The organism is Amycolatopsis kentuckyensis, from assembly GCF_041679295.1.
Lineage (GTDB): Bacteria > Actinomycetota > Actinomycetes > Mycobacteriales > Pseudonocardiaceae > Amycolatopsis > Amycolatopsis kentuckyensis_A.
In genome coordinates this window covers 936591-950700 of record NZ_JBGDMD010000002.1, presented here as the reverse complement: position 1 = coordinate 950700, position 14110 = coordinate 936591, and the positions used below count along the sequence as shown (strand labels likewise).

At 69.6% G+C, this 14110-nt stretch carries 12 protein-coding genes; 4 read left to right on the top strand and 8 right to left on the bottom strand.

Annotated elements, in window-relative coordinates:
• Positions 1-2: 2 nt before the first annotated feature.
• Genes purU through glyA form a run of 6 tightly spaced genes read right to left on the bottom strand, consistent with a single transcriptional unit; the run spans position 3 to position 6595 of the window.
• Positions 3-845 (bottom strand): formyltetrahydrofolate deformylase, encoded by an 843-nt coding sequence (gene purU / locus ACERZO_RS10665; RefSeq protein WP_372664373.1) that lies wholly within the window; start codon positions 843-845, stop codon positions 3-5.
• A complete protein-coding gene (locus ACERZO_RS10660; protein WP_372664372.1) occupies positions 842-1309 on the bottom strand; it encodes a sarcosine oxidase subunit gamma in 468 nt (155 codons plus the stop codon). Before ACERZO_RS10660 ends, purU begins: the two co-directional genes overlap by 4 nt.
• The gene (locus ACERZO_RS10655; RefSeq protein ID WP_372664371.1) at positions 1299-3836 is read right to left on the bottom strand and encodes a 2Fe-2S iron-sulfur cluster-binding protein; all 2538 of its coding nucleotides are present in this window, start codon (positions 3834-3836) and stop codon (positions 1299-1301) included. Before ACERZO_RS10655 ends, ACERZO_RS10660 begins: the two co-directional genes overlap by 11 nt.
• Positions 3833-4111: a sarcosine oxidase subunit delta gene (locus ACERZO_RS10650; RefSeq protein WP_372664370.1), complete on the bottom strand. Its 279-nt coding sequence runs from the start codon at positions 4109-4111 to the stop codon at positions 3833-3835. Before ACERZO_RS10650 ends, ACERZO_RS10655 begins: the two co-directional genes overlap by 4 nt.
• Positions 4112-4121: 10 nt before the next feature.
• Positions 4122-5348: a sarcosine oxidase subunit beta family protein gene (locus tag ACERZO_RS10645; RefSeq protein ID WP_372664369.1), complete on the bottom strand. Its 1227-nt coding sequence runs from the start codon at positions 5346-5348 to the stop codon at positions 4122-4124.
• Positions 5345-6595, bottom strand: a complete 1251-nt coding sequence (gene glyA, locus ACERZO_RS10640) for a serine hydroxymethyltransferase (RefSeq protein ID WP_372664368.1) — start codon at positions 6593-6595, stop codon at positions 5345-5347. Before glyA ends, ACERZO_RS10645 begins: the two co-directional genes overlap by 4 nt.
• A 54-nt stretch (positions 6596-6649) precedes the next feature.
• On the opposite strand from glyA, the gene ACERZO_RS10635 reads away from it, so the two are divergent.
• Positions 6650-7297, top strand: a complete 648-nt coding sequence (locus ACERZO_RS10635; protein ID WP_372664367.1) for a GntR family transcriptional regulator — start codon at positions 6650-6652, stop codon at positions 7295-7297.
• Between the two features lie 10 nt (positions 7298-7307).
• On the opposite strand, the gene ACERZO_RS10630 is transcribed toward ACERZO_RS10635, so the two are convergent.
• Both ACERZO_RS10630 and ACERZO_RS10625 read right to left on the bottom strand, forming a co-directional pair.
• Positions 7308-8429, bottom strand: coding sequence for an aromatic ring-hydroxylating oxygenase subunit alpha (locus tag ACERZO_RS10630; RefSeq protein ID WP_372664366.1), 1122 nt, complete (start codon positions 8427-8429; stop codon positions 7308-7310).
• A 93-nt stretch (positions 8430-8522) separates the two neighbouring features.
• Complete coding sequence (locus ACERZO_RS10625; protein WP_372664365.1) at positions 8523-9110, bottom strand: TetR/AcrR family transcriptional regulator; 588 nt, start codon at positions 9108-9110, stop codon at positions 8523-8525.
• A 92-nt stretch (positions 9111-9202) separates the two neighbouring features.
• Between ACERZO_RS10625 and ACERZO_RS10620 the strand changes: the two genes are divergently transcribed.
• Genes ACERZO_RS10620 through betA form a run of 3 tightly spaced genes read left to right on the top strand, consistent with a single transcriptional unit; the run spans position 9203 to position 13938 of the window.
• Positions 9203-10669 (top strand): aldehyde dehydrogenase family protein, encoded by a 1467-nt coding sequence (locus tag ACERZO_RS10620; RefSeq protein ID WP_372664364.1) that lies wholly within the window; start codon positions 9203-9205, stop codon positions 10667-10669.
• Positions 10670-10702: 33 nt separating this feature from the next.
• Positions 10703-12271, top strand: a complete 1569-nt coding sequence (locus tag ACERZO_RS10615) for an amino acid permease (RefSeq protein WP_372664363.1) — start codon at positions 10703-10705, stop codon at positions 12269-12271.
• 8 nt (positions 12272-12279) lie between these two features.
• A complete protein-coding gene (gene betA, locus ACERZO_RS10610; protein ID WP_372664362.1) occupies positions 12280-13938 on the top strand; it encodes a choline dehydrogenase in 1659 nt (552 codons plus the stop codon).
• Positions 13939-14110: the final 172 nt, after the last annotated feature.

Genomic DNA, 14110 nt, shown 5'->3' with positions numbered 1-14110 from the left:
TCCTAACGGAAGACGACGGTGCTGTTGCCGTTGAGCAGGACGCGGTGTTCGCAGTGCCAGCGGACCGCGCGGGAGAGGGCGAGGGCTTCGGCGTCGCGGCCGACGGTCACGAGCTCGCGCGGCGAGTACGTGTGGTCGACGCGCTGCACCTCCTGCTCGATGATCGGGCCCTCGTCGAGGTCGGGCGTGACGTAGTGCGCGGTCGCGCCGACGTACTTCACGCCGCGGTCGTAGGCCTGGTGGTAGGGCTTGGCGCCCTTGAACCCGGGCAGGAACGAGTGGTGGATGTTGATCGCGCGGCCCTCGAGCTTCTGGCACAGCTCGTTGGACAGCACCTGCATGTACCGGGCGAGCACCACCAGATCCGCGGAAAACTCCCCGACCAGGTCGAGCAGCCGCTGCTCGGCCTCCGGTTTGGTGTCCGGCGTGACCGGGACGTGCACGAACGGCACGCCGGCCGCTTCGGCCATCGGCCGCAGGTCCTCGTGGTTCGACACAACCACCGCGATCTCGGCGCCGAGGCCGCCCGCGCGCCAGCGGAACAGCAGGTCGTTGAGGCAGTGCCCGAACTTCGACACCATCACGAGGATCCGCGGCGGCGTGCCGTCGGAGAAGCCGAACTCCATGCCGAAGTCGCCGGCCACCGGGGCGAACGCGCGGGTCAGATCGTCCACTGTGGTCGCCTCGGTGCAGGTGAACGACGTGCGCAGGAACAGCGAGCCGCGGACGTCGTCGTCGAACTGCTGGTGCTCGACGATGTCGCAGCCCTGCCCGACCAGGAACGTCGTGACGGCGTGGACGATGCCCGAGCGTTCGGGGCACTTGAGCGTCAAGGTGAAGGTCACGAGACGTACTCCCAGCTCGCGTCGGCCAGCCACGCCTTGAAGTAGTCCGAAAAGGACTGTCGCACGAGGATCGTGAAGCCTTCTTCCCGGACCATCAGCACGATCCCGGTGCGCGCCAGCAAGGTCTGCACGCACGTACCCGGCGGTGACACCTCCAGGTCGATCGAGCACCCGTGCGCCAGGACGTCGGCCGCGTGCGTCCCGGTGAGCCGCACGACGTTGCGCTGCGCCGAGACATCCACCACAGCGTCCGCTTCACGGGAAAGGGCCGCTTCCAGCTCGGCCTGGCGACCGGGTTCGGCGAGCACGAGGTACTCGTCGGGGCCCATCCAGAGAATGTCGACGCCGTTGCCGCTGGTGAACGTGCACGGCGTGGGCAGGTCGACGCCGAGCAGGGCCTGCCCGTCGCGGAGGCAGACGGTGAGCTGGGTGCGGAACGGTTCGTCGACCGCGTCAACCGTCACGGCGGGCTCCTTCCTTGTCGAAGAGCACGGATTCGGTCACGGTCACCGGCACGACCTGGTCCCCGACCGGCACGTACAGCGTCTCGCCGATCCGCTCGCGACCCGAGCGCACCAGGGCGAGGGCGAAGGTGCGGCCGAGGGCGGCGCTGTCGTAGCTGGAGGTGACGTGGCCGAGCATCCGCACCGGCGGTTCGGGCACGACCTCCGATTCGATGAGCTGCGAGCCCTCGGGCAGCAGCACCGACGGGTCCGCCGCGAGCAAACCGACCAGGTGCTTGCGGTCGGGGCGGTTGTTCTCGGCGCGGGCGAAGGAGCGCTTGCCGATGAAGTCGGCCTTCTTCTTCGACACCGCCCAGGACATGCCGAGGTCCTGCGGGGTGACCGTGCCGTCGGTGTCCTGGCCGATGATCGGGTAGCCCTTCTCGGCGCGCAGGACGTGCATGGTCTCGGTGCCGTACGGCGTGACCCCTTGGTCCACTATGGACTGCCAGAGCGCGGGCCCGTGCCACGAGGGGACGTTGATCTCATACGCCAGCTCGCCGGAGAAGCTGATCCGGCAGACGCGCGCCTGGAGGCCGGCGACCTCGGCGTCCTGCCAGGTCATGAACCCGAAGGCCTCGTTCGAGACGTCCAGGTCCGGCGCGAGGCGGCCGAGGACTTCCCGCGACCGCGGGCCGACCAGCGGGATGGTGGTCCAGTGCTCGGTCACCGAGGTCGCAAAGACGCGCAGGTGCGGCCACTCCGTCTGGAGCCACTCCTCCATCCACTCGAGGATCTTCGCCGCGTTGCCGGTGGTCGTGGTGACCAGGAACCGCTCCTCGCCGACCCGGATGACCGTCCCGTCGTCGATCACCATGCCGTCGACCCCGCACATCACGCCGTAGCGGATGCGCCCGACGCGCAGGGTGCTCATCAGGTTCGTGTAGAGCATGTCGAGGAACCAGCCGGCGTCCGGGCCCTGGACGTCGATCTTGCCGAGCGTGGACCCGTCCATGCACGCGACGTCGTTGCGGGCCGCGCGGCACTCGCGCCGGACGGCGTCGGCCATCGATTCGCCGGGGCGCGGGTAGTACCACGGGCGCTTCCACTGGCCGACGTTCTCGAACTCGGCGCCGTGTTCGACGTGCCACGGGTGGATCGTCGTGACGCGCACCGGGTCGTGCAGGTCACCGCGGTTCCGTCCGGCCAGCGCGGCGAACGGGACCGGCGTGTACGGCGGCCGGAACGTCGTCGGCCGCCGGTCGGCGAGGTCGACGCCGAGGGCCTCGGCCGTGATGCCGGCGGCGAGCATGCCGGACGTCTTGCCCTGGTCGTGCGCGGTGCCGATCGTCGTGTAGCGCTTGATGTGCTCCAGTGACCGCAGCCCGGCGCCGGTGGCGCGCAGGACGTCCGACACGGTCGCGTCGCGCTGCTGGTCGACGAACCGAGTGTCCACTTCGGACTCCGGGGCGGGCACCTGCCAGAGCACCTTGGTCTCCGGCAGTCCCTCGCCCGCGGCCGCGCCGACGACGCTCACGTTCGGGAGGTCTCCGGCCGGGACGTACGCACCGAGTTCCGGTGAGTACCGGAGGGTGCCGCGGGCCTGGCTGTAGAGGTGCACGGCCGGGTTCCAGCCGCCGGACACGAGCAGCAGGTCGCACTCGACCCGCTCCCCCTCCATCGATCCCAGCGGAGCGACGTACGCGGCAGTGATGTGCTGGTCGCCGTCGGTGCCGATGACGCCGTAGCCCTCGCGGGCGTCGACGATCCGCACGATCTCGGCCCCGGCCTCGGCCAGGTCGGCGGCGGCGGCGAGCGCGGAGTCGTTGGTGGTGAACACGACCACGCGCTGCCCGGCGAGGACGCCGTACCGGTTCAAGTACGTCCGCGCGGCACCGGCGAGCATGATGCCGGGACGGTCGTTGTCCGGGAACACGATCGGCCGCTCGTGGGCGCCGGTGGCGATGACGATCCGCTTCGCCCGGATCCGCCAGACCCGCTGCCGCGAGATCCGCTCGGGCGCGGCGGGCTCGCCACGGCGTTCCAGGGCCAGCACGAACCCGTCGTCGTAGACGCCGAACGCCGTGGTGCGCGAAAGGAACCGGACTCCTTCGGGAGCTTCGCCGTCAGGCTGGTCGTCGACGAGCAGCACCCGCCCGGACGCGGCGGCAGCGGCGGCGCGCCCGGCAGGTCCGGCGCCGATCACCAGGACGTCGCAGTGGACGTGCTTGGCGTCGTACCGCGCCGGGTCCGGCTCGGCGGCCAGACGCCCCTGCCCGGGCAGGCCGCGGGCGACCAGACCGTCGTACAGCTCGACGGTCGTCGCGCTCAGCATCGGCTCCGGGAACGGCTTTTCGATCTGCACCAAGGCGTTCGAGTCCTCGACGCCGGCGCCGACGATGCCGCGCGGCCGGCCGTACTTGATGCTGGTCGCGACCTGGTGGATGCCGTTGGCCAGCAACGCGGACGCCAGGGTGTCGCCGAGGAAACCGGTCAGCTCGCGGCCGTCGAAGGTGAACTTGAGCGGGACGCCGGACAGTCGGGTCATGGGATCACCGGCTTGGGTTCGTCGAGGCGGTAGACCGCCTTCAGGTCGTGGGTGCGGGTGTCGCGGACGGCGTTGAACCACCGGCGGCAGCCCGCGGAGTGGCTCCACCGCTCGGCGAACGGCCCGCTCGGGTTCTCCCGGAAGAAGACGAACTTCGCCCATTCCTCATCGGACAGTGCCGACGGATCCGCCGGGTAGGCGACGTGCGCCTGGCCGCCGTAGTGGAATTCGGCTTCCTCGCGCGGCCCGCACCAGGGGCAGGGAATGAGTTGCATGTGGACACTCCTAATGCGCGACGGCCGCGGCGCCGTGCTCGTCGACGAGGGCACCGGTGGTGAACCGGTCGAGGGCGAAGGGCTCGGCGTACTCGTGCGGCTTGCCCCGCGCGATGGTCTGCGCGAAAACGTCCCCGACGCCGGGGGTGGCCTTGAAGCCGCCGGTACCCCAGCCGCAGTTGAGGAACAGGTTTTCGACGGGGGTCAGGCCGATGATCGGCGACGCGTCCGGGCTGGTGTCGACGATCCCGGCCCACGTCCGCAGCAGGTGCGCCCGCGCGAACACCGGGAACAGCTCCAGCGCGGCCGCCATCTGCTGCTCGATGATGTGGAACGAGCCGCGCTGGCCGTAGCCGTTGTAGCTGTCGATGCCCGCGCCCATCACGAGCTCACCCTTGTGCGCCTGGGAAACGTAGACGTGCACGGCGTTCGACATGACGACCGTCGGGTGGATCGGCTCCAGCAGCTCGGACACCAATGCCTGCAACGGATGCGAAGTCAGCGGCAGGTCCAGCCCGACCATGCGGGCCAGCACCGACGTGTGCCCGGCCGCGCACAGCGCCACCTTGCCGGCGGCGATCCGGCCCCGGGTCGTCTCGACGCCGGTGACCCGTCCGTCCACCGTGGAGATCCCGGTGACCTCGCAGTTCTGGATCAGGTGGACGCCCATCTCGTGCGCGGCGCGGGCGAACCCCCAGGCCACGTAGTCGTGCTTGGCGATGCCCGCACGCGGCTGGAAGGTCGCGCCGAGCACCGGGTAGCGGACGTCCGGGGAGGTGTTGACGATCGGGCAGATCTCCTTGACGCCGTCGGCGTCCACCCACTCGGCGTCGATGCCGTTGAGCTTGTTGGCCTCGACGCGGCGGACGCTGTCGCGGACGTCCTGCAGGCTGTGCGCCAGGTTCAGCACCCCGCGCTGGCTGAACAGGATCGGGTAGCCGAGGTCCTCTTCGAGCCCTTCCCACAGCTTGAGGGAGTGCTCGTAGATGCCGGAGCTTTCGTCCCAGAGGTAGTTGGAGCGGATGATCGTGGTGTTGCGGGCCATGTTCCCGCCGGCGAGCCAGCCCTTCTCCAGCACGGCGACGTTCGTGATGCCCTGCTTGGCCAGGTAGTACGCGGTGGCGAGGCCGTGCCCGCCGCCGCCGACGATGACGACGTCGTAGGCCTTTTCCGGCTCGGGGTCGGGCCAGAGGAAGTCGGGGTGGTCCGGCAGGTCCGCGCCGGGCGTGCGGGTCATCGGGTGGCCTCCGGGTACAGCGGGAACTGCTCGGTCAGTGCGGTGACGCGGGCGCGGAGCTTCTCGACGTCGAAGCCGGGCTTCAACGCCTCGGCGATGACGTCGGCGGCCTCGCGGAACTCGGCGTCGCCGAACCCGCGGGTGGCCAGCGCCGGCGTGCCGATCCGCAGCCCGGACGTCACCATCGGCGGCCGCGGGTCGAACGGGACGGCGTTGCGGTTCACCGTGATGCCGACCTCGTGCAGCCGGTCTTCGGCCTGCTTGCCGTCCAGCTCGGAGTCGCGCAGGTCGGCGAGCACGAGGTGGACGTCGGTGCCACCGGTCAGCACATCGACCCCGCCGTCCAGCAGCCGCTCGGCCAGGAGCTTCGCCCCGCGCAGAGTGCGCTGCTGGCGTTCCACGAACTCGGGCTCGGCGGCCATCTTGAACGCGACGGCCTTGGCGGCGATGACGTGTTCGAGCGGACCGCCCTGCTGACCGGGGAAGACGGCGGAGTTGATCTTCTTGGCCAGCGCCGGGTCATTGGTCAGCACGACGCCGCCGCGCGGGCCACCGAGGGTCTTGTGCGTGGTGGTCGTCGTGACGTGCGCGTGCGGCACCGGCGACGGGTGCAGGCCGGTGGCGACCAGCCCGGCGAAGTGCGCCATGTCGACCATCAGGTACGCGCCGACCTCGTCGGCGATCTCGCGGAACCGGGCGAAGTCCAGCTGACGCGGGTAGGCCGACCAGCCGGCGATGATCACCTTCGGCCGGTGCTCGCGAGCGAGCCGCTCGACCTCGGCCATGTCCACGCGGTAGTCCTTTTCGGACACTTCGTACGCGGCGACGTCGTAGAGCAGGCCGGAGAAGTTGATCCGCATCCCGTGCGTCAGGTGCCCGCCGTGGGCCAGCGAGAGGCCGAGGATCCGGTCGCCGGGCTTGAGCAACGCGGCCATCGCGGCCGCGTTGGCCTGGGCACCCGAGTGCGGCTGGACGTTGGCGAACCCGGCGCCGAAGAGCGCCTTGACGCGGTCGATGGCGAGCTGTTCGAGCACGTCGACGTGTTCGCAGCCGCCGTAGTAGCGCCGGCCGGGGTAGCCCTCGGCGTACTTGTTGGTCAGCACCGAGCCCTGGGCTTGGAGCACCGAAAGCGGCGCGAAGTTCTCGGAGGCGATCATCTCCAGCGTCGACTGCTGCCGGTGCAGCTCCGCGCCGATCGCTTCGGCGACCACGGGGTCGTAGTCGGCCAGGGAGTGATTGAGCATCATGAACCCTTCGTGGTCGACTTCTGATATATCAATCGTCGATGTAGGCTAAGCGCCATGCACCCGCAGGTCAATCCCCCGTCCCTGGCGGAACAGGCGTACCACTTCGTCCGTGATCGCCTGGTCATGCTGGACATCCGGCCCGGCTCCCCCATCAACGAGGAGGAGCTCGGCAGCGAACTCGGCATGGGCCGGACGCCGATCCGCGAAGCGCTGAAGCGCCTGGAGTCCGAGCGGCTGGTCGTCGCCTACCCGCGGCGCGGGACGTTCGCCACCGACGTCAACATCTCCGACCTCGCGCACATCTCCGAGGTCCGGCGGACGCTGGAGCCGATGGCGACGGCCGCCGCGGCCGACCGCGCGACCGCGGCCGACCGGGCGACCCTGACCGAGCTGCGCGCGCAGCTCGACGCCGGCGTCCCCACCGGGGACAACGCCGAGCTGCTGCGCACCGACCTTGCCCTGCACCGGGCGATCTACGGGTGCGTGCACAACCCGTTCCTCGAGGACACGCTGATCCGGTACGACAACCTGGCGACGCGGATCTGGTGCGTGTTCGTGCCCCGGCTGTCCGGGATGGCCGGCCACGTCGACGAGCACGTCCCGCTCCTCACCGCGATCATCGAGGGCGACGGCGAGAAGGCCGCCGCGTTGGCGCTGGAGCACGTCACCGGCTTCGAGGCCGCCATCCGCACGTTGATCTAGACCGCGCTTTTCAGGAACCCAGCCGCGCGCGGACCCAGTCGTGGAACGCGCCGATGTGGTGCTCGCTGGGCACGAGCACCCCGCCGCGCGCGTACGACCGCGAGTCCATCGCGAGCTGGCAGCGTTCGCACGCCTCGAAGTCCTGCAGGTTGACGCGGTGGAACAGTTCCACCGACCGGCTGAGATCCCGGCCGGACTCGACCACTTCCGGCAAGTACAGCCAGTCGCAGCGCACCAGCGTCCGGTCCGGGGCCAGCGGGAACATCCGGTGGACGATGACGTGGTCGGGGACGAGGTTGACGAACACCCCGGGCTTGATGGTGATGGCGTAGTACTTGCGGTCCTGGGCCTCGGTGACGCCGGGGAGGCGGTCGACGCCCTCGGAGCCGTCGACGGTGAAGCCCTTGATCTCGCCGCCGAACTCGGCGCCGTGGCCGACGTAGTACTGCGCGGCGTAGCCGTCGGCGAACTCCGGGAGCACCTCGGTGAGCTCCGGGTGGATCGTCGCGCAGTGGTAGCACTCCATGAAGTTCTCGATGATCTGCTTCCAGTTCGCCTGCACGTCGTACTCGATGCGCTTGCCGAGCGCGAGGCCGTCGATGCCGTAGGCGTCGATCTCGGTCGGGCCGCCGAGGCGTTCGGTGACGGCACCGACGACGGTCTCCTCGAACGACGGCGGTTCGTCGGCCAGGCAGACCCAGGCGTAGCCGAGCCACTCGCGCAGGTGGAGCTTCGTCAGGCCGAACTCGGTGCGGTCGACGTCCGGCATGCCGGTGAGGTTGGGCGCGGCGACCAGCTTGCCGTCGAGGCCGTACGTCCAGGCGTGGTACGGGCACTGGAAGGCCCGCTTCACCGTCCCGCTTTCGGACGTGCACAGCCGGGCGCCGCGGTGGCGGCAGACGTTGAGGAAAGCGTTGAGCTTGCCGTCCCGCCCGCGGGAGACGAGGACGCTCTCCTTGCCGATCTGGACGGTTTCGAACGCCCCCGGCCCGGCGAGGTCGGCGCTGCGCACGGCGCAGAACCAGTCCGCCTCGAAGATCTTCGCCTGCTCCTGCGCGAAGATCGCCGGGTCGGTGTAGGCGGAGCCGGGCAGGGTGGCGAGCAGGCTCGGCGGGAGATCGATTGCGGTCACCGGCGTGGTCCTCTCCGCGGTCAGGACGGGAGTTGCGCAGAACGCGTCTTGTTGCTCACTCCGGAACAGAGTGACTGCCGCCGCGCACGCCTGTCAACAAGTTCGGGCCGGCGGTCCCTCGATCGCCCGCCGGAACAGCGTTTCGATCTCCGCACGCGTCGGCCGCGGGTCGGCCAGCGCCGCCTGCATCAGCAGGCCGCAGAACAAACCCGCCAGCAGCCGGCCGGTGAGCGGGTCGGTCCGGGAGCCGAAGAACGCGATGAGCGCCTCGTCCCACGCCGCACTCGCCTTGCGCAGCGCGGGCCGGTGCAGGGCCGCGACGTACAGGTCGTACTCGACGACGGTGTCGCGGTACTGCTCGTTGATGTAGCCCATCACCAGCTCGGCGAGGGCCGCGGCGAAGTCGGCGTCCGGCGGGAGCGCGGACTCCCACTCCTTCAGCGCGTGGACGTTCTTCTCGGCCGCCTCGTGCAGGGCGACCTCGAGGAGGTCGTCCAGCGTCGCGAAATGGTAGGTCGTCGAGCCGAGCGGGACGCCGGCCGCCGCGGCGACCGAGCGGTGCGTGACCCCGTCGATCCCCCGCTGCGCGACGACCTCGATCGCGGCCTTGGCGATCCGCGCGCGCCGCTCGGGGTCGTTCGGACCGCGGCGCCTCGTCGCGCCGGGTTCGCTCTTGGCCATCGAGCCCCCTTGTGGACATCTGTACATGTTTCGCGTACAAATGTACGCACTCTCGACCCGTACCGGCCACCACCGATCCGGAAGGAGCCGGAGTGAAGGACCTCCACATCGACGGCATCTGGCTGGACGCGTCCACCGGGACGCGCTCCGACGTGCTGAACCCCGCGACCGGCGAGGTCATCGTGACCGTCGCCGAAGCGAGCCGCGCGGAGGTCGACGCCGCTGTCAGAGCGGCGCGAAGGGCCTTCGACGAAGGCCCGTGGCGGCGGACCACCGCCACCGAACGAGGTGCCTTACTGCGCAAGGTGGCCGACCTCCTGGTCCGCGATCGCGAAGAGCTGGCCCGCACCGAAAGCCTCGACACCGGCAAGACGCTCGGCGAGGGCGGCATCGACATCGACGACGTGACGAACGTCTTCCGCTACTACGCCGACCTCGCCGACAAGGACGCCGGACGCCTGGTCGACGCGGGCAGCGCGACCGTCGTCAGCCGGATCGTGCACGAACCCGTCGGCGTCTGCGCGCTCATCGCGCCGTGGAACTACCCGCTGCTGCAGATGTCCTGGAAGGTCGCGCCGGCGCTGGCCGCGGGCAACACCGTCGTGCTCAAGCCCAGCGAGGTCACGCCGCTGACCACGATCAAGCTCGTCGCCCTGCTCGAGGAGGCCGGCGCGCCGGCCGGGGTCGTCAACCTGCTGCTCGGCGACGGCCGGGTCGGCGCGGCGATGGTCGAACACCCGGGCGTCGACCTGGTCTCCTTCACCGGCGGCTACGCGACCGGCGAGAAGATCATGACGGCCGCCGCGAAGGGCGTCCGCCGGGTCGCGCTGGAACTGGGCGGCAAGAACCCGAACGTGGTCTTCGCCGACGCCGACTACGACACCGCGCTGGACTACGCGCTGATGGCCGCGTTCGTCCATTCGGGACAGGTCTGCTCGGCGGGCGCCCGCTTGATCGTCCAGGATGAGATCCATGACCGGTTCGTCGCGGACCTCGCCGCCCGCGCCGACCGGATCCGCGTCGGCGACGGCCTGGACCCCACGACCGAAACCGGTCCGCTCGTCTCGGCGCAGCACCGTGACAAGGTCGAGGGCTACATCGAAAGCGCTCTCAAGGAGGGCGCGACATTGCGGGCCGGCGGCAAGCGTCCCGAAGGGCCGCAGTACGAAAACGGCTTCTTCCTGCGTCCGACGGTGTTTTCCGACTGCACCAGGGACATGGCGGTCGTCCGGGAAGAGGTCTTCGGCCCGGTCGTCACCGTGGAACGCTTCACCGACGAGGCCGACGCGATCGCGCTGGCCAACGACACCGAGTACGGGCTCGCCGGGGCGGTGTGGACGTCGGACGCGTCCCGCGCCCAGCGGGTCGCCGGGGCCCTGCGCCACGGCACCGTGTGGATCAACGACTACCACCCCTACCTGCCGCAGGCGGAGTGGGGTGGTTTCGGCAAGTCGGGTATCGGCCGCGAGCTCGGGCCGTCCGGGCTGGCCGAGTACCAGGAGAGCAAGCACGTCTACCAGAACATCGATCCCGTTCCGCAGCACTGGTTCAAAGGCTGAAATTCCCCCACCCACCACGTGAGGACGCATGCCATGACCACTCAGGAAATACCGGCGGGCGGGGGGCCTGCTGCCGACGACAGCTCCGAACTCGAGAAGTTCGGCTACCGCCAGGAACTCGAGCGCTCGCTCGGGTCGTTCTCCAGCTTCGCCGCCGGGTTCAGCTACATCTCCATCCTGACCGGCGTGTTCCAGCTCTTCTTCTTCGGCTTCGGGTCGGGGGGCCCGGCCTTCATCTGGACGTGGCCGCTGGTCTTCCTCGGCCAGGCCGCCGTCGCCCTGTGCTTCGCCGAGCTCGCCGGGCAGTTCCCGCTCGCCGGGTCGGTGTACCAGTGGGCCAAGCAGATCGCGAAGCCCGCGACGTCGTGGCTGGCCGGCTGGATCATGATCATCGGCGCGATCGTCACGGCGGCGGCCGTCGCGGTGGCCTACCAGATCATCCTGCCGCAGGTCTCGACCGCGTTCCAGATCGTCGGCAGCGACGAAGACGCCGGTCTGACGTCGACACCCGGTGGCGCGCAGAACGCCATCATCCTGGCCCTCATCCTGGTCGTGTTCGCCACGGTCGTGAACATCATCGGCGTCAAGCTGATGGCGAAGATCAACAACTTCGGCGTCGCGGTCGAACTCGGCGCGAGCATCCTGCTCGTGATCGCGCTGGCCATCCACATCAAGCGCGGCCCCGGCCTCGTCTTCGACACCGCGGGCACCGGCGAGGGTCACTCGTTCGGGTATCTCGGCGCGTTCCTCGTGGCGTCGCTGATGAGCGCGTACGTCTTCTACGGCTTCGACACCGCGGGTTCGCTGGCCGAGGAGACCACCCAGCCGCGGCGGCACGCGCCCCGCGCGATCCTGCGCGCCATCACCGCCGCGTTCGTCGTCGGCGGGCTGATCATGCTGTTCGGCATGATGGCCGTCGGTGACCTGAGTGCCAAGGAGCTCAGCACGTCCGGCATGCCGTACCTGCTGAAGAGCACCCTCGGCGAAGGGCTCGGCGACGCCTTCCTGATCTGCTCGGCGATCGCGATCACCGTGTGCTGCCTCGCCGTGCAGACCGCCGCCATCCGGATGGCCTGGGCGATGGCCCGCGACGGCCGCCTGCCGTTCAGCCGGGCGATGTCGAAGGTCTCGCCGCGTTCCAAGGTGCCGGTGCTGCCCGCGCTGCTCACCGGCGGCCTCACCGTCGTGGTGCTGCTGATCAACCTGGGCAACCAGCGGGCGTTCTTCATCCTGACCTCGACCGCGATCATCCTGTTCTACATCCCCTACCTGATGGTCACCGGTCCGATGCTGGTGCACCGCCTGCGTGGCGGCTGGCCCCGCCCGGAGCACGGCCCGTACTTCAAGCTGGGCCGCTGGGGCACGCTGGTGAACCTGGTCGCGGTGCTCTACGGCGCCGCGATGACGGTGAACCTGATCTGGCCGCGCGCCGAGGTCTACGGCGACGACCACTGGTACTTCCAGTGGGGCGCGGTGATCGTCACCGGGCTGATCGTGGTCATCGGTGCGATCATGCTCTACGTCCGGCGCCGCACCTGGGGTTCGTCGCACACGAGCCCCGAGCACATGCCCGACAACGCCCCGGACACCCTGCCCGGCTAGGAGGCGCCATGAGTTCCGGAACCTACGACTTCGTCATCGTCGGCGGTGGCTCGGCGGGCTGCGCGCTGGCGAACCGGCTTTCGGCCGACCCGGCGAACAAGGTCCTCGTCCTGGAGGCGGGCCGGTCGGACTACAAGTGGGACGTCTTCATCCACATGCCGGCCGCGCTGACGTTTCCGATCGGGTCGAAGTTCTACGACTGGGGCTACCGCAGCGAACCCGAGCCGTACATGAACCGCCGTCGCATCTACCACGCGCGCGGCAAGGTGCTCGGCGGGTCGTCCAGCATCAACGGGATGATCTTCCAGCGCGGCAACCCGATGGACTACGAACGCTGGGGCGCCGACCCGGGGATGTCCACTTGGGACTACGCGCACTGCCTGCCGTACTTCAACCGGATGGAGAACTGCCTCGCCGACCCGCCGGACGGGAAGTGGCGCGGGCACGACGGTCCGCTCGAACTGGAGCGCGGCCCGGCCTCGAACCCGTTGTTCCAGGCGTTCTTCGACGCCGCCGAGCAGGCGGGCTACCCGCGCACCGACGACGTCAACGGCTACCGGCAGGAAGGCTTCGCGCCGTTCGACCGCAACGTCCGAAAAGGACGGCGGCTGTCCGCGGCGGGTGCGTACCTGCACCCGGTGCTGGACCGGCCCAACCTGACCGTGAAGACGCACGCGTTCGTGTCGCAGATCCTCTTCGACGGCACGCGCGCGGTCGGCGTCGAGTACGCGCAGGGCCGCGGCGCGCCGGGTGAGGTGTACGGCAAGGAGATCATCCTCTGCGGCGGCGCGATCAACAGCCCGCAGCTGCTGCAGCTGTCCGGTGTCGGGAACGCGGCCGAGCTGGAGAAGCTCGGCATCGACGTCGTCAAGGACCTGCCGGGCGTCGGCGAGAACCTGCAGGACCACCTGGAGGTGTACATCCAGTACGCCTGCAAGCAACCGGTGTCGATGCAGCCGTCGCTGGCGAAGTGGAAGCGGCCCTACATCGGCGCGCAGTGGCTGTTCCTGCGGTCCGGGCCGGCCGCGACCAACCACTTCGAGGGCGGCGGGTTCGTCCGGTCGAACGACGAGGTGAAGTACCCGAACCTGATGTTCCACTTCCTGCCGGTGGCGATCCGCTACGACGGTTCGTCGCCGACGGGCGGCCACGGGTACCAGGTGCACGTCGGCCCGATGTACGCCGACACCCGCGGCTCGGTGAAGATCACCTCGACCGATCCGCGGCGGCACCCGGCGATCAAGTTCAACTACCTGTCGACCGAGACCGACCGCAAGGAGTGGGTCGAAGCGGTGCGGGTGGCGCGGAAGATCCTCAACCAGCCCGCGCTCGACCCGTACAACGACGGGGAGATCTCGCCGGGGCCGTCGGTGGAGACCGACGAGGAGATCCTCGACTGGGTCGCCAAGGACGCCGAGACCGCGCTGCACCCGTCGTGCACGGCCAAGATGGGCGTGGACGAGAAGTCCGTCGTCGACCCGCAGACCATGCGGGTGCACGGCACCGAGGGCCTGCGCGTGGTCGACGCGTCAGTGATGCCCTACATCACCAACGGCAACATCTACGCGCCGGTGATGATGACCGCCGAGAAGGCCGCCGACCTGATCCTCGGCAACACCCCGCTCGCCCCGATCAAGACGCCGTTCTACCGGCACGGCGAGAACTAGCCCCGACGTCGTCGCGCGCCCGTACCGCCATCCCCGGTACGGGCGCCTTCGGCGTGCCCGGAAATCGTCGTTACCGGACAACGGAAACTACCGGGGCGTACCCCCTTGACGACGTCCGCCACGGGACTCAGACTTTGTTGCGTATCACAGTTGATGTTCCCCCATGCGCAAC